We start from the raw sequence: 18163 nt of genomic DNA, 5'->3' as shown, positions 1-18163 counted from the left end.
TGGTGAAATGTAGGAGGATGACAAAATGATTTCAGTAAACGATTTTCGTACAGGCCTGACAATTGAAGTGGACGGCGGTATTTGGCGTGTAGTGGATTTCCAACACGTAAAGCCAGGGAAAGGCGCAGCGTTTGTTCGTTCGAAACTGCGTAACCTGCGTACTGGTGCTATTCAAGAAAAAACATTCCGTGCAGGCGAAAAAGTAGCGAAAGCTCAAATCGAAACAAAAACAATGCAATACTTGTATGCAAATGGCGACCAGCATGTCTTCATGGATACAAGTTCTTATGAGCAGCTTGAACTAAGTGAAACACAAATTAAAGATGAGCTGAAATATTTGCTAGAAAATATGTCGGTTCATATTGTGATGTACGGTGCTGAAACACTTGGAGTAGAACTTCCAAACACGGTAGAACTAGAAGTAGTAGAAACAGAGCCTGGTATTAAAGGCGACACAACATCAGGCGGATCAAAACCTGCAAAAACAGAAACTGGTTTAATCGTCAACGTTCCTTTCTTTGTGAACCAAGGAGATAAACTAGTCATTAATACATCAGACGGTTCATACGTGTCAAGAGCGTAATAAATGAAGAAAGACTGTAAACCTTGTGTTTACAGTCTTTTTTTATTGTAAAACATGTAAGACTCCCCAAAAGGTACGCCTTCTCTCAATTCTCTCATTCATCTCTTTTCCTTCCTGAAAAACAAGACTACTTCCAGCTAGACAAGCATATAGTGTAAAAAAAGCTGGAGGTTCTATATGAAACAATTTCTCCCAGGTCTACATCCATCAGTCGCTGCGATGGCAGGCATGAGGTTTTTATCGGCAGCGATTGAACTGACGGCCGCCATCCTCATTTTAGTCACAAATGACGTTCGAAAAGCGGTTGTCATCAATAGTCTATTGGCTATCATTGGGCCGCTCATTTTTATTATCACGATGACGATTGGAATCTATCAAATCGCAGGGCAGTTATCCTATGCCAAGCTCGTCTTTATTTTCATTGGTGTCGTATTTATTCTTGTTGGAATCTATAAGTAAAACGGCTTGGCATAATTAACGTCTCCCATCATACATTTTAGAGAAGAAAAAAAGGAGGGGAATTCGTTGCGGAGTTTGTTGGATATTCTCCCGCACTCGATTGGACAAGAACTTAGACTGCTAAAAGAAGCAGAATGGGATCAAATAGAAGAAATCCGCATTCGCACGGATCGTCCTATTGAATTAATGCAAAGAGGAAAACCGCGCTTTCTTTCTTATCACACAACAGGAGAAGATGCGTCTCAGCTATTAGGCAGGCTGAGCAATTATAGTATGTACACACTTGAAGAAGAGCTAAAGCAAGGCTACATCACCATTTCAGGCGGACACCGGGTGGGACTTGCAGGAAAGGTGATCGTTGAAAACGGCATTGTCAAAGGATTAAGAGATATCTCTTCATTTAATATCCGCATCGCAAAAGAAAAAGTCGGGATTGCGCTTCCCTTTCTTCCCTATTTATATGACGAGCACTGGTGCAATACACTGATCATCGGTCCACCGCAAACAGGGAAAACGACATTGTTGCGGGATATAGCAAGACTGGCTAGTACAGGCACAAAAGCAATTCCTCCTAAAAAAACAGGCATTATAGATGAGCGTTCAGAAATCGCTGGGTGTATAAGAGGGGTGCCACAGCACCAGTTTGGACACCGGGTTGACGTGCTCGATGCATGTCCAAAGGCTGAGGGCTTGATGATGATGATTCGGTCTATGAGTCCAGAGGTCATGATCGTCGATGAAATCGGAAAAAGCGAGGATGTGCAGGCACTTTTAGAAGCGATTCATGCTGGGGTCACCATTATCGTTTCCGTTCATGGCTATTCACTTGAAAATGTGTATAAACGTCCATCATTGAAGCCGTTATGGGAGCTTCGAGTGTTTGAACGTTATGTTGAATTAAATCGCAAGGACGGTCCCGGCACGATCGGGCGGATATATGACCAAGGCGGACAAGAGATGAAATGGAGGCGGGGAGTGGACGTATGTTAAAGCTCATTGGCGCTATCTTGATTGTCGCGGCTACGACTTGGGGAGGGTTCGAGTTTGCCAAACGATATAGCGACCGGCCGAAACAAATTCGGCAGCTCCGGTTTGCGCTCCAGTCTCTTGAAGCTGAAATTATGTATGGTCAAACACCGCTAGCGCGTGCAGCAGAGCAAATTGCGTCGCAAGTAGGTCCTCCTGTGAATCGGTTATTTGAACAATTTGCAGAAAAGCTGAAAGTTGGAACCTTTTCCGCGCGGCATGCATGGAATGAGAGTCTTGAGGATGTTTGGAAAAAAACCGTCTTAAAAAAAGGCGAATATGAGGCACTGAAGCACTTTGGAGAAACACTTGGCCAGCATGATGTCACGTCTCAGCAAAAATATATCAAGCTTGCTTTAGGTCATTTGGAAACGGAGGAGAAGGAAGCTGAAATCGCCCAAGCCAAAAATGAAAAAATGGTCAGAAGCCTCGGATTTTTAAGCGGATTACTACTGATTCTTTTATTGATGTGAGAGGAAGGGAGTCGAGAGCATGGGCGTTGATGTAAACGTCATTTTTCAAATTGCGGGAGTAGGCATCGTTGTGGCATTCCTCCATACGATTTTAGATCAAATGGGGAAAAAGGAGTACGCTCAGTGGGTCACGCTGCTTGGGTTTATCTACATTTTGTTTATGGTGGCAACCATTGTAGATGATTTGTTTAAAAAGATTAAAGCCGTATTTCTATTTCAAGGATAGGGGAGGGCTTACAAATCGACATCATACAAATTGTTGGACTTGGTTTAATCGCTACTTTTTTAGCCTTAATCGTCAAAGAACAAAAGCCAACCTTCGCCTTTATGCTTGTTGTATTTACAGGGTGTGTGATCTTTCTTTATTTAATAGATCAAATCTATGCCATTATCTCGATGATAGAAAAAATTGCGGCAAGTGCCGGCGTCAATATGAAGTATGTTGAAACCATTTTAAAAATTATCGGCATTGCCTATATTGCGGAATTCGGCGCCCAGCTGACAAAAGATGCTGGACAAGGCGCCATTGCATCAAAAATAGAGCTTGGCGGCAAAATTCTCATCTTGGTCATGGCAGTCCCCATTTTAACAGTCATCATTGAGACCATCTTAGGTATGATCCCGTCCATGACTTAATTGAAAAGAGGTGATGACAATGAAACGGGTGACAGCTGTTATGGGACTGATGCTTTTCTTCTGGCTGTTCGCTCCGCACGCAGGTGCAGAAGAAAAAGAGCCGTTATCAAATGAAGCACCAGCAGCAGAAGAAGTGGCAACTGGACAGGCTGATGCACTTGAGCTTCATTCCATTAGTGACTTTTGGGAAACCATATTGGACGAGTATGGCGGCTTTCTGCCAGAAAGCCAAAAAGGAACAGTGAAGGAAATGATTGATGGCGATAAAGAGCTGTCTCCCCAGACATGGCTGAAAGCCTTTGTTCATTATCTTTTTCACGAGGTCATCGCAAACGGAAAGCTCCTTGGTACACTGATTTTACTCACCATCTTTTGTTCGCTTTTACAGCTTTTGCAGAATGCATTTGAACAAAGCACTGTCAGTAAAGTCGCATACGCACTTGTTTATATGGTGCTGATCATTATTGCACTTAACAGCTTTCATGTGGCGATTTCTTATGCAACAGAAGCGATTCAAACGATGACCAGTTTTATTCTTGCTCTTATTCCTCTGTTATTAGCACTGATTGCTTCATCAGGCGGGCTTGTCTCAGCCGGATTCTTTCATCCTGTTATCTTATTTTTAATGAATACGAGCGGCGTTTTTATTCAATATGTCGTTCTTCCGCTTATTTTTTTATCAGCGATATTGAGCATTGTCAGTACGCTGACTGAACAATACAAGGTTACCCAGCTTGCCCAGCTGTTAAGAAATGTGGCGATAGGCGGGTTAGCCGTTTTTTTAACTGTCTTTCTTGGCGTCATTTCTGTGCAAGGTGCATCTGCTGCGGTTACGGATGGTATCGCACTTCGTACAGCCAAATTTATTACCGGAAATTTCATCCCCGTCCTTGGCAGAATGTTTACAGATGCGACGGATACCGTCATCAGTGCCTCTGTATTACTTAAAAATACGGTCGGACTTGTTGGCGTTGCTATTCTCATTTCAATTGCCGCTTTCCCTGCGATCAAAGTGCTCTCGCTAGCCCTTATATATAAGCTTGCCGCAGCCATTCTTCAGCCATTAGGAGGCGGACCGATTATCAGCTGCCTTGATGTCATTTCAAAAAGTGTGCTTTATATCTTTGCTGCACTTGCTGTCGTGTCGCTCATGTTCTTTTTAAGCATTACCGTCATTATCACTGCTGGCAACCTGACCATGATGATGAAGTAAGGAGGGGACACCTTTTGAGTTTTCTCACGGAATGGATCACAAGTATTATTCTCTTTATCTTATTTGCGATTGTCATTGATCTTCTGCTTCCCAATTCAAGCATGCAAAGATATGCCAAAATGGTCGTCAGCCTCCTGTTGATTGTGGTGATGCTCAATCCGATTTTTGCTTTATTTCGGGCAGACCCTGACCAAATTTTCTCAGAATTGATGAAGGGAAAGGAAGAAGCACAGTCAGAAGAAATAAAAAATCAGATGAATTTAGAAAAAAAAGAAATACAAGCCTCTCAGCGTGCATATATTTTAAAGCAAATGGCTGTCCAACTAGAAAAAAGCGCAAAGGAGCCACTGGAGAAGGAGAGCTACGAAATGAAACACGTAGAAGTGTTGGCAGATGAAGAGCACCTGGATCAGAATATGGAGGCGGATCAATTTCGCATCAAAGCAGTTCTTTCCCCGCTCACAGGTGATGCTGTAGAAACGGTGGCAAAGGTGGACATTGATCTCTCCAGGCAAAAGGAGGAAAGCGCTGGATCTTCTAGCAAAGAGATCAAGAGGGTGAAAGAGACGCTTGCTGATGTTTGGAATACGAGTCCTGAGCACATTGCGCTGAACATTGAGGGAGGTGACGCAGCAGATCATGAATAACAAGGACTGGAAACAAAAGCTGAAATCATTCTTGCAGCCGCCTGAAAAAGGTGAAGGGAAACCAAAATTAACGAAGCACCATTACTTGCTGCTTGTATTCATCATCGGCGTATCTTTCATGTTAGTCAGTCAGATCTTGTCACCGCCATCAAGCAAAGAACAAGCTGCTGTTCCTACTTCTAAAAAAACAACCTCACAAGAGCAGGAGGTATTCAAGCCGGCATCGTCAAGTAAATCAAAAAATTCGATTGAAGATGTGGAGCAAGAATACGAAAATCAGCTGAAAGAAATTTTAGAGACCATTATTGGCGTTGAGGATGTATCGATTGTGGTCAATGTAGACGCCACTTCTTTAAAAGTGTTTGAAAAAAACAAATCCAATAAAAGCACAACGACCGAAGAAACAGATAAAGAAGGCGGCGTGCGAAGTGTCACCGATCAAACAAAAGAAGAAGAAATCGTCATCATCAAAAATGGCAATGAAGAAACGCCAGTCGTGGTGCAAACGAAAAAACCAGATATTCGAGGTGTTCTCGTTGTTGCTCAAGGAGTAGACAACGTTCAAATAAAGAAAACCATCATTGAAGCGGTTACACGAGTGCTTGACGTACCGAGCCATAGAGTGGCTGTTGCCCCTAAAAAAATCAAGGAGGATTCGGAATGATGTTAAAAAAACAAACGGTTTGGCTATTAACGATGCTAAGTTTAGTTGTCGTCTTAAGTGTGTACTATATCATGTCTCCACAAGGTGAAAATGCAGTGACAGTAGAAGAGATGAAATCAAAAGGAACGGAAGAGAAAAAGACTGAACCAGAAAAAGGGATGGACAAAGGAACGGAAAAAGGCGCTGATGAGAAGTCCACTGACAAAGAAACAAATGGTAAACAAGAGGATATCGAAACAAGCGGTGAAGAAGGAAAGGCTGTGTCAGAGCAAACAGACGATGAGCTTTTTACAACATACAGATTAGAGCTTGAAGATAAACGAAGCAAACAGCGTGAAGAGTTCAACGAAATCGTATCCAGTGATGATGCAACAGCACAAGAAAAAAGCGAAGCGTATGACCAAATGACAGCGCTTAGTGAGGCAGAAGGAACGGAGCGTCAGCTCGAAACCTTAATTAAAACAAAAGGTTATAAAGATGCGCTAGTGAGTGCAGAGGGAGATAAAGTGAGCATCACAGTTCGTTCTGACAAAAAATCAAAGTCCCAAGCGGCCGATATTATTGATATGGTCACAAAAGAAATGAGAGGTCTTGATAACGTAGCGGTCACTTTTGAGCCCTCCAATGAATAAAAAATGAACAGGCGCCCTTTGCCGTAAAGGGCGTTTTTTGATGCGGTTTGGCGCCCTCTCCAAGGTGCTCTCGCAAAGCGCTTCGCCACAATAGTAGTTGAATTCAATGAAATCCTCCTGTAAGATGGTTATAGTATGTACTTTTAGTACTAGCCTATAAAGAAAAAGATAAATCCATACATAGGGGTGCAAATCCATGTTAAAAATTGAAGAAATTCATGAACTGATTAAATTAATTGACGAATCAACAATTGATGAATTTACGTACGAAAACGAAGGTGCAAAAATCAAACTGAAGAAAAATAAAGAAGTCGTTCAGCAAGTAGCGGCACCAGTGGCTCCTGTCCAAGCAGCTCCAGCTCAACAAGCTCCTAAAGCACAAGCTCCAGCTCAGACCGAAGCCCCTGCACAAGAGGCAGCTGCGTCTGAAAATCTGCATAAAATCACATCCCCAATGGTTGGCACATTTTATGCTTCATCTTCACCAGAAGCAGATCCATATGTGACATCAGGTTCTAAGGTGAAGGAAAACACAGTTGTGTGCATCGTAGAAGCGATGAAACTGTTTAATGAAATCGAAGCAGAAGTAAAAGGTGAAATCGTCGAAGTATTAGCTGAGAACGGTCAGCTTGTAGAATTCGGACAACCCCTCTTTCTAGTGAAAGCAGAGTAAGGAGTACGATCATGATTAAAAAGCTATTAATTGCAAACAGAGGAGAAATCGCAGTTAGAATTATCCGCGCTTGTAAAGAGCTTGGAATTGAAACAGTTGCGGTATTTTCTGAAGCGGATCGCGATGCGCTTCATGTTCAAATGGCTGATGAAGCATATTGCATCGGACCGACTGCTTCAAAAGATAGTTATTTAAATGTCACGAATATTGTTAGTGTAGCCAAATTAACAGGGACAGATGCCATCCATCCAGGATACGGCTTCCTTGCTGAAAATGCAGACTTCGCAGAGCTTTGCGAGGAATGCAATGTCATCTTTGTTGGGCCAACTGCGTCAGCGATTTCCAAAATGGGAACGAAAGATGTCGCAAGGGAAACAATGAAAGATGCTGGCGTTCCGATTGTTCCTGGTTCCCAAGGAATTGTAAAAGATCTTGATGATGCTGTTTCAACAGCAGCAAGTATTGGGTATCCTGTGATTATAAAAGCAACTGCCGGCGGCGGTGGTAAAGGAATCCGTGTAGCTCGTACCGAAGAAGAGCTTATTAACGGTGTCACCATCACGCAGCAGGAAGCAGCGCAAAACTTTGGTAACCCTGGCGTCTATTTAGAAAAGTTCATTGAAGACTTTAGACACGTGGAAATCCAAGTGCTTGCAGATCAGCATGGCAATACCATTCATTTAGGAGAGCGTGATTGCTCGATTCAAAGAAGAATGCAAAAGCTTCTTGAAGAAACGCCATCACCAGCGCTGAATGCAGACATCCGTGAGCAAATGGGTGAAGCAGCCGTAAAAGCTGCAGAAGCTGTTGAATACACTGGTGCTGGAACAGTCGAATTCATTTATGATTATAATGAAGAGAAGTTCTACTTCATGGAAATGAATACCCGTATTCAAGTAGAGCATCCTGTAACAGAAATGGTCACAGGTGTTGACTTGATCAAAGAACAAATTAAAGTCGCATCAGGTGAGAAGCTTTCTCTTACACAAGAGGATGTCGTATATGAAGGATGGGCAATCGAATGCCGTATTAATGCAGAGAACCCAGAGAAAAACTTCATGCCTTCAGCTGGTGAAATTAAAATGTATCTTCCGCCAGGCGGTCTAGGAGTACGTGTTGATTCTGCCGCTTATCCGGGCTATGTGATTCCGCCATATTACGATAGTATGATTGCAAAGGTGATCACATATGGTAAGACGAGAGAAGAAGCGATTGCGAGAATGAAACGCTCGCTTCAAGAATTCGTCATTGAAGGGGTCTACACAACGATCCCATTCCATCTAAGATTGCTTGAGCATGAAACATTTGTGAGTGGTAATTTTAATACGAAGTTTTTAGAAACATACCAAATCATGAAATAATCACAGCTTTCGGAGGTGAATGATCGTGTCAGAAAACAATTTGCTTGAAATGAACCTTGATGAAGATCAATTGGGAAAAGTGCAAATTGCACCAGAAGTGATTGAGGTCATTGCTGGGATCGCCGCTTCAGAAGTCGAAGGCATTGCCGAAATGCGCGGCAATTTCGCTGCTGATGTAGCAGAACGCTTTGGTAAGAAAAATCACCGTAAAGGTGTGAAAGTAGATGTCTCTGATGAAGGCATCACAATCGATGTATATTGTGTGGTTGAATTTGGCCTATCCATTCCAAAGGTATCCACTGCTGTACAAGAAAATATCCGTCAAACTCTTTTGAACATGACTGCTTTAACGATTAATGAAATCAATATTCATGTCGTTGGTATTCAATTTGATACTAAAGCATCTGAGGCTGAAGTAGATCAAGAAATGTAAAAAAAGAGTTCAAGTGAAACCAAGGAGGCATTGCCTCTTTGGTTTTTTAAAGCCCATTTTTGGGTCATTTCCGAATAATAAAGATCTCACACGTTGATTGATTCGTTTTTCGTCACAGCTCGCATGGATCTTGGTGCGACCACGGTCAAAATATGTTATGATCTCTGTATGGCTTAACGACAAGCGGATAAAGTGGTTAAAGGAGTAAATAATGAAAAGAAGAACTGCAAGAGAAAAGGCGCTACAAACATTATTTCAAATTGATGTGAGCAATATTGATCCGAAAGAGGCCATTACACATGCGCTGGATGAACAAGAATCAGATCCTTTTTTCGAGGAGCTGGTTTTCGGTGTGCTTGAACAAAAGGACAAGCTCGATGACATGATTTCACAGCATCTAGTGAATTGGAAACTCGATCGTATTGCAAACGTAGACAGAGCCATTTTAAGGCTGTCTGTGTACGAGATGGTGTATCAAGAAGATATCCCGGTTAGTGTCTCAATGAATGAAGCGATTGAACTGGCCAAATTATTCGGTGACGATAAAGCATCGAAATTTGTAAATGGAGTACTTTCAAACATTAAAAACGACCTAAAGCAGCAATAGGAGGATTCGACATGACAGCAACAATCATCGATGGGAAAGAAACAGCAAAAGAAAAGCGTGAGCAATTAGCAAAAGAAGTAGAAGAGCTAAAACAAAAAGGTGTCACACCTGGTCTTGCCGTTATTCTAATCGGTGATGATCCGGCTTCACTTTCTTACGTACGTGGGAAGAAAAAAGCAGCAGAAGCAATGGGGATGCATTTCCAGCTAGATCATTTAGATGCTTCTTTAACAGAAGAAGCATTGCTTCAGCTGATTGATCAGTACAATGCGAACGATCAATTCCACGGGATTCTTGTTCAGCTTCCACTGCCAAAACATATTTCTGAAAAAGCCGTGATTGAACGTATTTCACCTGAAAAAGATGTTGATGGTTTCCATCCATTGAATATCGGGAAAATGCTCCTTGGGGAAGACACATTCCTTCCATGCACACCAGCAGGCATTGTTGAATTACTAAATAAAACGGGCGTCAGTCTTTCTGGAAAAGAAGTCGTTGTTGTCGGACGCAGCAATATTGTCGGTAAACCAGTAGGACAATTACTGTTAAACGAAAACGCAACGGTTACTTATTGCCATTCAAGAACAGCGAATATTTCAGAACATACGTTGAAAGCGGATATTTTAGTTGTTGCCGTCGGTCGAGCAAACTTTATTAAAGCTGACCAAATTAAAGAAGGCGCTATTGTGATCGATGTAGGAGTCAATCGGTTGGATAATGGAAAGCTTGTTGGAGATGTTGATTTTGAAGAGGCAAAAGAAAAAGCTTCTTATATCACACCAGTCCCTGGCGGAGTCGGTCCAATGACGATTACGATGCTTGCACATAATACGGTTAAATCAGCAAAACGTACATTAGCATAAGCTTTATCCATTCATCCACCTGCATGCTGCTGGTGGATGAATGTGCGTTTTTGAAGAGGAGGAATACGTCATGAGTGAAAAAGCCTTTGTGACGGTCACAGCCCTTACAAAATACATAAAAAGAAAATTTGATGTTGATCCGCATTTAGAAGATATTTGGATCAAAGGTGAGCTATCCAATGTCAAGATTCATTCAAGAGGACATGTGTACTTCACCTTAAAAGACGAAAACGCACGCATGCAAGCTGTCATGTTTCAGCGCTCTGCGGCGAAGCTGCCTTTTTCACCTAAGAGTGGAATGAAGGTGTTTGTACGCGGCGGAATTCAAGTCTATGAACCAAGCGGCAACTATCAATTATATGCAAAAGAAATGCAGCCTGATGGTGTTGGTGCTCTTCATCTCGCTTATGAAGAGCTGAAGAAAAAGCTAGCAAGTGAAGGCTTATTTGATGCGCGCTATAAAAAGCCAATCCCTGAATATCCAGAGGTTGTTGGTGTCATTACGTCTCCAACAGGAGCGGCTGTTCGAGATGTCATTACGACCATTAATCGGCGCTATCAGCAGGCGAAAATCATTGTGCTTCCGGCGCTCGTTCAAGGTGAGCATGCGACCCGTTCCATCGTAGAGCGGATTAAGGAAGCGAATGAAAAACAGCTCTGTGATGTCTTGATTGTCGGAAGAGGAGGCGGTTCGATTGAAGAGCTTTGGGCTTTTAATGAAGAAGCTGTCGCAAGAGCCATCTTCGCATCAGACATTCCAATCATATCTGCAGTTGGACACGAAACAGACTTTACGATCAGTGATTTCACTGCAGATATGAGAGCACCCACACCAACAGGAGCAGCCGAACTTGCTGTTCCAAGCACGACCGATTTAATTGAACGAATCAAATCAATCGATATACGGCTAACAAGAGCGGTAAAGAATCGAACCTCACAAGCGAAGGATCGTCTTGTGGCGCTGCAATCCTCTTATGCCTTCCGTTTTCCAAAACGATTACAGGAGCAAAAAGAGCAGCAATTCGATTTGGTATTTGACCGTTTTCAAAAACAGCTATCGAGGCAAATTGAGCTAAAACGCAGTCAGCTAGACCGCCAGACATACAGGCTGAAGCCGCTTCACCCTAAAGAGCAGCTGCTTCAAGCGAAAAAACGCCACGCCAATGAAACAGAACAGCTCATTCGCAGTATGAATGTGCAAATGAAAACAATTCATTCGCAGTTCCAATCGGTTCTTGGTAAACTAAATGCATTAAATCCACTTCAAGTGATGGAAAGAGGCTATAGCTTAGCCTATAAAGAAGATGAACTAATAAAAAGTGTGAACCAAGTAGAGACGCAGGATCAGCTGACCATCACGATGAAGGATGGACGTCTGATTTGTGAGGTTATTGAGAAGGAGGGGCAATCAACATGACAGAATCCAATAAACAAAAAGAAGAACAAATGACATTTGAAGAGGCGATGAAAGGTCTTGAGGAGATTGTGGGAAAGCTCGAAGAAGGAGATGTACCACTTGAGCAGGCCATTCATTATTTCCAAGAAGGGATGACCCTTTCGAAGCTTTGTCATGAAAAATTACAGCATGTTGAAAAGCAAATGGATTTCATTTTAAAAGAGGACGGTGAGCTAGCTCCCTTCTCAGTGAAGGAGGCCGATGCTGGTGACAAGTAATTTAAATGAATTTTTAACAACACGAAAACAGACCATTGAAGATTATTTATTTACATATGTTCAGGAATTGACGATTCCTGAAGACCTGAAATCTTCTATGCTCTATTCTCTTAAAGCGGGCGGGAAAAGGCTTCGACCTGTTCTCGTTCTTGCTCTTCTAAATGCCTACGGTAAAAACGAAGAAGACGGTATACCTGTCGGCTGTGCGGTTGAGATGATTCATACGTATTCATTGATACATGATGACCTTCCTTGCATGGACGACGATGACCTTCGCAGAGGAAAACCGACGAATCATAAAGTGTACGGAGAAGCAACAGCGGTTCTCGCAGGTGATGCCCTTTTAACAGAAAGCTTCCGCCTGATTACATCTCAGCTGTCTAGCAGCGTCTCTGCTGACAAAAAGCTCAGAATTGTGGATGAGCTTGTAAAGTCAGCAGGTGCTCTAGGAATGGTTGGCGGTCAATTTGACGACATGGAAGCAGAGCAAAAGCAAGTATCGCTTGCTGAACTAGAATCCATTCACGCCCGTAAAACAGGAAAACTCCTTACGTTCAGCGTCGCAGCAGGTGCAATGCTAGCAGGAGCATCAGATGACGATATCGAAAAGCTAAGGGAATTTAGCTATCATATTGGCATTGCGTTTCAAATCCGTGATGATATTTTAGATCTCGAAGGAAGCGAAGAAAAAATCGGAAAACGGGTCGGCTCTGATACAGCAAATGAAAAGTCGACATATCCTTCTTTATTAACGCTTTCAGGAGCAAAAGAAAAGCTGCATGAGCACATCACACGTGCAAAAGAAATTGTCTCAAATCTTCAATTAGAGCAGCAATTGTTGCATGATTTATGTGATCTAATTGCCTCAAGAGATCATTAAAAACAGCCTAGATTTGAGGGTCCTCGAGCAATTGTGGTAAACTGTAAACAGTTTATTATGATGAGACAACTCTTATTCCCTATTGGTTTTCAAAGGAATGAGGCATTATAGATGTATATAGAAATTTTGTTGAAAGCGAGTTGATCCTAATTGGATCTTTTATCAATAAAAAATCCAACGTTTCTAAAAGGAATGTCAAATGCAGAATTAGAGGAGCTTAGCGCTGACATTCGCATGTTTTTAATTGAGTCCTTAGCTAACTCTGGTGGGCATATCGGTCCGAACCTAGGAGTCGTTGAACTGACTGTTGCGCTTCATAAAGTATTTGACAGCCCAAAAGACAAATTCCTCTGGGATGTTGGACATCAGTCGTACGTTCATAAGCTGTTAACGGGAAGAGGGGCGGAGTTTGATACACTTCGTCAATATAAAGGGCTTTGCGGTTTTCCTAAACGAAATGAAAGCGAGCATGATGTGTGGGAGACAGGTCACAGTTCAACCTCGTTATCTGGCGCGATGGGTATGGCGGCAGCGCGTGATATCAAAGGGACAGATGAATATATCCTGCCGATTATCGGAGACGGTGCACTAACCGGAGGTATGGCGCTAGAAGCTTTGAATCATATCGGTGATGAAAAGAAAGATATGATTGTCATATTAAACGACAATGAAATGAGTATTGCACCAAACGTCGGTGCGATTCACACAATGCTTGGCAGATTACGTACAGCTGGCAAATACCAATGGGTAAAAGACGAACTTGAATATTTATTCAAGCGCATTCCAGCTGTAGGTGGAAAGCTTGCTGCCACAGCAGAGCGTATCAAAGACAGCCTCAAATATCTACTTGTATCTGGCATGTTCTTTGAGGAAATGGGATTTACCTACTTAGGTCCTGTCGATGGACATTCGTATGAAGATCTTTTTGAAAATCTTGAATATGCAAAGAAAACAAAAGGTCCGGTTCTTCTGCATGTCATCACGAAAAAAGGAAAAGGCTATCAGCCGGCAGAATCCGATAAAATCGGGACTTGGCACGGTACAGGTCCATACAAAATTGATACAGGTGATTTTGTAAAACCGGCAGCAGCAGCTCCGTCTTGGAGTGGTCTCGTTAGTGAAACGGTCAGAAAGCTGGCGCGGGAAGATGAGCGGATTGTTGCGATCACGCCTGCGATGCCTGTTGGTTCAAAGCTTGAAGGCTTTGCGAAGGAATTTCCAGAGCGGATGTTTGATGTAGGAATTGCCGAGCAGCATGCAGCCACAATGGCAGCTGGGCTTGCGACGCAGGACATGAAGCCATTTTTAGCGATTTATTCAACGTTCCTGCAAAGAGCCTATGACCAAGTGCTACACGATATTTGCCGTCAGAACCTTAACGTATTTATTGGCATTGACCGTGCGGGACTTGTCGGTGCAGATGGAGAAACCCATCAAGGTGTGTTTGATATTGCCTTTATGCGTCATATGCCGAATATGGTGCTCATGATGCCAAAAGATGAAAATGAAGGACAGCACATGGTCAATACAGCCATTCAGTATGATGACGGTCCTATTGCTATGCGCTTCCCGCGCGGTAATGGGCTAGGTGTCAAAATGGATGATCAGCTGAAAACCATTCCGATTGGGTCCTGGGAGGTTCTTCGTCCAGGGAAGGATGCTGTGATTTTAACATTTGGTACGACAATTAAAATGGCGCTCCAAGCTGCAGAAGAACTTCAAAAAGAAGGGAAATCGGTTCGTGTTGTCAATGCTCGTTTTATTAAGCCTCTTGATGAAGCGATGTTAAATGACATTTTTTCTGAAGGTATTCCAATTTTAACGATTGAAGAAGCTGTGCTCCAAGGTGGATTTGGCAGCAGCGTCTTAGAATATATACACGATAAGAAAGCATCTCATATTAAAGTAGAACGTATGGGCATTCCAGATGAATTTATTGAGCATGGAAGTGTTGATGCCCTGCTTGAAGAAATTGGTTTGACGAAAGCACAGGTTGCTGACACTTTACGTGACCTGCTTCCCGCAGCACCAAGAAAAGGAATTGGATCATGACATCAAAGAAAGAACGACTTGACGTTTTATTAGTCGAACAAGGACTAATGGAAACGAGAGAGAAAGCAAAGCGTGCCATTATGGCAGGGATCGTTTACTCAAATGAAAACCGTTTGGATAAACCAGGAGAGAAAATCGCTCGTGATACACCGCTCACTGTGAAAGGGAACCCTCTGAAATATGTGAGCCGCGGCGGATTAAAACTGGAAAAAGCGCTAAAAGAATTCGACTTAACCGTTGAAGGGAAATTGCTAATTGATATTGGTTCATCAACAGGTGGATTTACAGATTGTGCGATTCAAAATGGAGCAGTCAAATCATATGCTGTTGATGTTGGCTACAATCAGCTTGCGTGGAAATTAAGGCAGGATGACAGGGTAATCGTCATGGAGCGCACCAATTTCCGTCATTCCGTCCCAGGAGATTTTACTGAAGGATTGCCAGAAGTAGCGTCAATTGATGTCTCTTTTATTTCACTTAAACTCATCCTTCCGGCTTTAAAGCACATTCTTGTCCCGGGCGGAGACTGTATTGCACTCGTCAAGCCTCAATTTGAAGCAGGCAGAGAGCTTGTTGGGAAAAAAGGCATCGTGCGAGATCCATCGGTCCACCTTGGTGTACTCGAAGAGATGAATGAATTTGCTGCAAAAGAAGGCTATGATGTGAAGGATGTATCATTTTCGCCTATTACTGGCGGAGACGGGAATATTGAGTTCCTTCTCCATTTAGTGCTTCATCCCGATCAAGAAGAGAATGCGGCACTTCAGGTTTCAGAGCTTGAAAAGATCGTCAAGGAAGCCCATTCTGTATTGAAAGAAAAGAAAAACAGTCCTGAGCCGGCTGACACATGAGATTGAAACAAAAGGAATAATAGCTCGCTATTATTCCTTTTTACATGGTCAAAAGATGAGAATTGGCCGTTTCTCACGTAACGCTTGTTTTTTGAACTGTGGTTCATATAACATAGAACGTAAAGACAAACTGAGATCAAACGCCTAGGGGGGTCAAAAATGAATAAAGGTCAAAGGCATATCAAGATTAGAGAAATCATCGCGAGCCAAGAGATTGAAACACAAGATGAACTAGTCGATATTTTAAAATCCGATGGATATAACATTACACAAGCGACCGTTTCAAGAGATATTAAAGAATTGCATTTAGTGAAAGTGCCAACGAACAATGGAACATATAAATACAGCCTTCCAGCGGATCAGCGGTTTAATCCGCTGTCTAAACTAAAGCGATCCTTAATGGATGCATTTATTAAAATGGATGCTGCCAGTCATTTAATCGTCCTCAAAACCATGCCGGGTAATGCACAGGCGATTGGGGCTTTAATGGATAATTTAGATTGGGAAGAAATCATGGGAACCATTTGCGGAGATGACACCATTTTGATCATTTGCCGCACTCCAGATGATACGGAAACAGTTTCAAGCAAAATTTTAGAGCTTCTATAAAGAATCAGGTTTACAAAAAGAGGTGTCAAATGAGTGTTAGCAGAACTAACCATTAAAAACTTTGCAATCATTGAAGAGTTAACAGTTTCATTTGAAAAAGGACTCACAGTCCTAACAGGGGAAACAGGTGCAGGGAAATCCATCATGATTGATGCTGTCTCACTTCTTGTGGGAGGTAGAGGGTCGTCTGAATTTGTTCGTTATGGTGAGAAAAAGGCTGAGCTGGAGGGGCTTTTTCTTGTGCCAGCAGCTGACCACCCTGTATTTGCTTTATGCGAAGAGCATGGAATTGACGCAACGGATGAAATGATGATTCTTCGCCGTGATATGAACAATAACGGGAAAAGCATATGCCGCATCAATGGCAAGCTCGTTACAATCTCACTTTTACGCGAAGTAGGACGCCTTTTGCTCGATATACATGGACAGCACGATAACCAGTTATTGATGGAGGATGAAAATCATCTGCATTTACTCGATCAATTTGGAGCAGAAGAAATTGCACCTGCTCTGTCACAATATCAAGAAGCATATGAGCAATATACAAAGACAGCCCAAAAGCTAAAACAGCTCTCTGAGAATGAGCAGGAAATGGTGCACCGGTTAGATTTACTGCAATTTCAGCTAGAAGAGATTGAAGCGGCACAATTAGAGCCGGGAGAAGATGAGAAGCTTCAAGAAGAGCGCCATCAGATCAGCAACTACGAAAAAATCTTTTCCTCACTCCAAAACGCCTATAATGCCTTGCGCAATGAGCAGGGGGGACTTGATTGGGTTGGCATGTCATCGAGCGAGCTCGAGCAGGTTTCTGAGATCAACGACGATCTGAAAAAGCTATCAGAACAAGTGTCGAACTCTTACTATTTATTAGAGGATTCGACGTTCCAAATGCGAAGCATGCTGGATCAATTAGAGTTCGACCCAGCACGTCTTGATTTAATTGAGTCTAGGCTGAATGAAATGAAGCAGTTAAAACGAAAGTACGGGACAACGGTTGAGGAAATTTTGGAGTATGCGGCGAAGATTGAAGAAGAAATCGATCAAATTCAAAATCGAGACAGTCACCTGCAGACGCTTAAAAACAAACTGGATGCAATGAGCCGTGACGCCCTGCTTGAAGCACTTAACGTTTCGGAGCTTCGTAAAAAATGGGCCAAAAAGCTAGCGAAGCAAATTCAAACAGAACTAAAGGATTTGTATATGGAAAAATCAACGTTTGATACATCCTTTTCTATTCGGTATGCGCCTTTTAGCAGCACGGATAATCCGCTGCTAGATGGAAAGCCCGTCCAGCTTGGAAAAAACGGAATCGACCAAGCTCAATTTGTGATTTCTACTAATCCTGGCGAACCGATGAAATCTTTATCAAAAGTTGCCTCGGGTGGAGAAATTTCACGTGTTATGCTCGCCGTGAAAAGTATCTTCTCGGCCAAACAAGAAGTCACTTCCATTATTTTCGATGAGGTCGATACGGGCGTAAGCGGCAGAGTTGCACAGGCGATTGCCGAAAAAATTTACAAAGTGGCGGCTGGCTCACAAGTGCTCTGCATTACGCACCTCCCGCAAGTAGCAGCAATGGCTGACACGCACCTCTTCATTTCTAAACGCTCTAAAGCAGGCAGAACACTGACAAGCGTCAAACCATTAAGTCATGAAGAAAAAGTGAGTGAAATTGGCAGGATGATTGCGGGTGTGGAAGTCACTGAACTGACAAAACAGCACGCAAAAGAATTGCTGCATCAAGCAAATGATGTCAAAACAACAGGGTAGCTGAAAAACCAGCTGCCTTTTTTATATTGTGTCAAAATCGCTGTATATACCCACGAA

At 42.6% G+C, this 18163-nt stretch carries 22 protein-coding genes; all 22 read left to right on the top strand.

Going from position 1 to position 18163, the window contains the following annotated elements; genetic code table 11:
• Positions 1 to 25 precede the first annotated feature (25 nt).
• Entirely contained in the window at positions 26 to 583 is a 558-nt protein-coding gene (efp, locus tag CKW02_RS11240; RefSeq protein ID WP_003215497.1) for an elongation factor P, read from the top strand.
• A gap of 177 nt (positions 584 to 760) precedes the next feature.
• On the top strand, positions 761 to 1042 hold the full coding sequence (locus CKW02_RS11235) for a YqhV family protein (RefSeq protein WP_003215859.1): 282 nt from the start codon (positions 761 to 763) through the stop codon (positions 1040 to 1042).
• 66 nt (positions 1043 to 1108) lie between these two features.
• A complete protein-coding gene (gene spoIIIAA, locus CKW02_RS11230) occupies positions 1109 to 2032 on the top strand; it encodes a stage III sporulation protein AA (protein ID WP_003215633.1) in 924 nt (307 codons plus the stop codon).
• A complete protein-coding gene (spoIIIAB, locus tag CKW02_RS11225) occupies positions 2026 to 2541 on the top strand; it encodes a stage III sporulation protein SpoIIIAB (RefSeq protein WP_034620379.1) in 516 nt (171 codons plus the stop codon). Before spoIIIAA ends, spoIIIAB begins: the two co-directional genes overlap by 7 nt.
• A gap of 19 nt (positions 2542 to 2560) precedes the next feature.
• Positions 2561 to 2767, top strand: coding sequence for a stage III sporulation protein AC (gene spoIIIAC / locus CKW02_RS11220; protein ID WP_003153142.1), 207 nt, complete (start codon positions 2561 to 2563; stop codon positions 2765 to 2767).
• Positions 2764 to 3177 (top strand): stage III sporulation protein AD, encoded by a 414-nt coding sequence (gene spoIIIAD / locus CKW02_RS11215; RefSeq protein WP_095117840.1) that lies wholly within the window; start codon positions 2764 to 2766, stop codon positions 3175 to 3177. The genes spoIIIAC and spoIIIAD overlap by 4 nt, the downstream gene beginning before the upstream one ends.
• Before the next feature lie 19 nt (positions 3178 to 3196).
• Positions 3197 to 4390 carry a stage III sporulation protein AE gene (gene spoIIIAE, locus CKW02_RS11210; protein WP_003215689.1) on the top strand — a complete coding sequence of 398 codons (1194 nt, stop codon included), beginning with the start codon at positions 3197 to 3199 and terminating at the stop codon, positions 4388 to 4390.
• A 14-nt stretch (positions 4391 to 4404) separates the two neighbouring features.
• On the top strand, positions 4405 to 5037 hold the full coding sequence (spoIIIAF, locus tag CKW02_RS11205; RefSeq protein WP_003215732.1) for a stage III sporulation protein AF: 633 nt from the start codon (positions 4405 to 4407) through the stop codon (positions 5035 to 5037).
• Positions 5030 to 5701, top strand: a complete 672-nt coding sequence (gene spoIIIAG / locus CKW02_RS11200; protein ID WP_003215656.1) for a stage III sporulation protein AG — start codon at positions 5030 to 5032, stop codon at positions 5699 to 5701. The genes spoIIIAF and spoIIIAG overlap by 8 nt, the downstream gene beginning before the upstream one ends.
• A complete protein-coding gene (locus CKW02_RS11195; protein ID WP_003216063.1) occupies positions 5701 to 6333 on the top strand; it encodes a SpoIIIAH-like family protein in 633 nt (210 codons plus the stop codon). The genes spoIIIAG and CKW02_RS11195 overlap by 1 nt, the downstream gene beginning before the upstream one ends.
• A 196-nt stretch (positions 6334 to 6529) precedes the next feature.
• Complete coding sequence (gene accB, locus CKW02_RS11190; RefSeq protein WP_003215926.1) at positions 6530 to 7006, top strand: acetyl-CoA carboxylase biotin carboxyl carrier protein; 477 nt, start codon at positions 6530 to 6532, stop codon at positions 7004 to 7006.
• Between the two features lie 11 nt (positions 7007 to 7017).
• The gene (gene accC, locus CKW02_RS11185) at positions 7018 to 8367 is read left to right on the top strand and encodes an acetyl-CoA carboxylase biotin carboxylase subunit (RefSeq protein WP_003215702.1); all 1350 of its coding nucleotides are present in this window, start codon (positions 7018 to 7020) and stop codon (positions 8365 to 8367) included.
• Positions 8368 to 8392: 25 nt separating this feature from the next.
• On the top strand, positions 8393 to 8800 hold the full coding sequence (locus tag CKW02_RS11180; protein ID WP_034620383.1) for an Asp23/Gls24 family envelope stress response protein: 408 nt from the start codon (positions 8393 to 8395) through the stop codon (positions 8798 to 8800).
• 211 nt (positions 8801 to 9011) lie between these two features.
• Positions 9012 to 9407, top strand: coding sequence for a transcription antitermination factor NusB (nusB, locus tag CKW02_RS11175; protein ID WP_003216031.1), 396 nt, complete (start codon positions 9012 to 9014; stop codon positions 9405 to 9407).
• Between the two features lie 11 nt (positions 9408 to 9418).
• The gene (gene folD, locus CKW02_RS11170) at positions 9419 to 10270 is read left to right on the top strand and encodes a bifunctional methylenetetrahydrofolate dehydrogenase/methenyltetrahydrofolate cyclohydrolase FolD (protein WP_003215670.1); all 852 of its coding nucleotides are present in this window, start codon (positions 9419 to 9421) and stop codon (positions 10268 to 10270) included.
• Between the two features lie 70 nt (positions 10271 to 10340).
• A complete protein-coding gene (gene xseA / locus CKW02_RS11165) occupies positions 10341 to 11687 on the top strand; it encodes an exodeoxyribonuclease VII large subunit (RefSeq protein WP_003215822.1) in 1347 nt (448 codons plus the stop codon).
• Positions 11684 to 11944 carry an exodeoxyribonuclease VII small subunit gene (locus CKW02_RS11160; protein WP_003215880.1) on the top strand — a complete coding sequence of 87 codons (261 nt, stop codon included), beginning with the start codon at positions 11684 to 11686 and terminating at the stop codon, positions 11942 to 11944. The genes xseA and CKW02_RS11160 overlap by 4 nt, the downstream gene beginning before the upstream one ends.
• Positions 11928 to 12824 carry a polyprenyl synthetase family protein gene (locus CKW02_RS11155; protein WP_278254569.1) on the top strand — a complete coding sequence of 299 codons (897 nt, stop codon included), beginning with the start codon at positions 11928 to 11930 and terminating at the stop codon, positions 12822 to 12824. The genes CKW02_RS11160 and CKW02_RS11155 overlap by 17 nt, the downstream gene beginning before the upstream one ends.
• Positions 12825 to 12974: 150 nt before the next feature.
• Positions 12975 to 14876, top strand: coding sequence for a 1-deoxy-D-xylulose-5-phosphate synthase (gene dxs / locus CKW02_RS11150; RefSeq protein WP_003215579.1), 1902 nt, complete (start codon positions 12975 to 12977; stop codon positions 14874 to 14876).
• Positions 14873 to 15727: a TlyA family RNA methyltransferase gene (locus CKW02_RS11145; RefSeq protein WP_003216034.1), complete on the top strand. Its 855-nt coding sequence runs from the start codon at positions 14873 to 14875 to the stop codon at positions 15725 to 15727. Before dxs ends, CKW02_RS11145 begins: the two co-directional genes overlap by 4 nt.
• Before the next feature lie 159 nt (positions 15728 to 15886).
• On the top strand, positions 15887 to 16336 hold the full coding sequence (gene ahrC / locus CKW02_RS11140; RefSeq protein ID WP_003215836.1) for a transcriptional regulator AhrC/ArgR: 450 nt from the start codon (positions 15887 to 15889) through the stop codon (positions 16334 to 16336).
• 33 nt (positions 16337 to 16369) lie between these two features.
• Positions 16370 to 18106 (top strand): DNA repair protein RecN, encoded by a 1737-nt coding sequence (gene recN / locus CKW02_RS11135; RefSeq protein WP_003215540.1) that lies wholly within the window; start codon positions 16370 to 16372, stop codon positions 18104 to 18106.
• Positions 18107 to 18163: the final 57 nt, after the last annotated feature.

Source organism: Bacillus pumilus, from assembly GCF_900186955.1.
GTDB classification, from domain to species: Bacteria; Bacillota; Bacilli; order Bacillales; family Bacillaceae; genus Bacillus; species Bacillus pumilus.
This window is presented reverse-complemented; position numbering and strand designations above follow the sequence as displayed.

Coding starts and splice junctions, on each gene's coding strand:
- efp (WP_003215497.1), top strand. CDS start 26: ATGATTTCAGTAAACGATTTTCGTACAGGCCTGACAATTGAAGTGGAC.
- CKW02_RS11235 (WP_003215859.1), top strand. CDS start 761: ATGAAACAATTTCTCCCAGGTCTACATCCATCAGTCGCTGCGATGGCA.
- spoIIIAB (WP_034620379.1), top strand. CDS start 2,026: ATGTTAAAGCTCATTGGCGCTATCTTGATTGTCGCGGCTACGACTTGG.
- spoIIIAC (WP_003153142.1), top strand. CDS start 2,561: ATGGGCGTTGATGTAAACGTCATTTTTCAAATTGCGGGAGTAGGCATC.
- spoIIIAE (WP_003215689.1), top strand. CDS start 3,197: ATGAAACGGGTGACAGCTGTTATGGGACTGATGCTTTTCTTCTGGCTG.
- spoIIIAG (WP_003215656.1), top strand. CDS start 5,030: ATGAATAACAAGGACTGGAAACAAAAGCTGAAATCATTCTTGCAGCCG.
- CKW02_RS11195 (WP_003216063.1), top strand. CDS start 5,701: ATGTTAAAAAAACAAACGGTTTGGCTATTAACGATGCTAAGTTTAGTT.
- accB (WP_003215926.1), top strand. CDS start 6,530: ATGTTAAAAATTGAAGAAATTCATGAACTGATTAAATTAATTGACGAA.
- accC (WP_003215702.1), top strand. CDS start 7,018: ATGATTAAAAAGCTATTAATTGCAAACAGAGGAGAAATCGCAGTTAGA.
- nusB (WP_003216031.1), top strand. CDS start 9,012: ATGAAAAGAAGAACTGCAAGAGAAAAGGCGCTACAAACATTATTTCAA.
- folD (WP_003215670.1), top strand. CDS start 9,419: ATGACAGCAACAATCATCGATGGGAAAGAAACAGCAAAAGAAAAGCGT.
- xseA (WP_003215822.1), top strand. CDS start 10,341: ATGAGTGAAAAAGCCTTTGTGACGGTCACAGCCCTTACAAAATACATA.
- CKW02_RS11160 (WP_003215880.1), top strand. CDS start 11,684: ATGACAGAATCCAATAAACAAAAAGAAGAACAAATGACATTTGAAGAG.
- CKW02_RS11155 (WP_278254569.1), top strand. CDS start 11,928: ATGCTGGTGACAAGTAATTTAAATGAATTTTTAACAACACGAAAACAG.
- CKW02_RS11145 (WP_003216034.1), top strand. CDS start 14,873: ATGACATCAAAGAAAGAACGACTTGACGTTTTATTAGTCGAACAAGGA.
- ahrC (WP_003215836.1), top strand. CDS start 15,887: ATGAATAAAGGTCAAAGGCATATCAAGATTAGAGAAATCATCGCGAGC.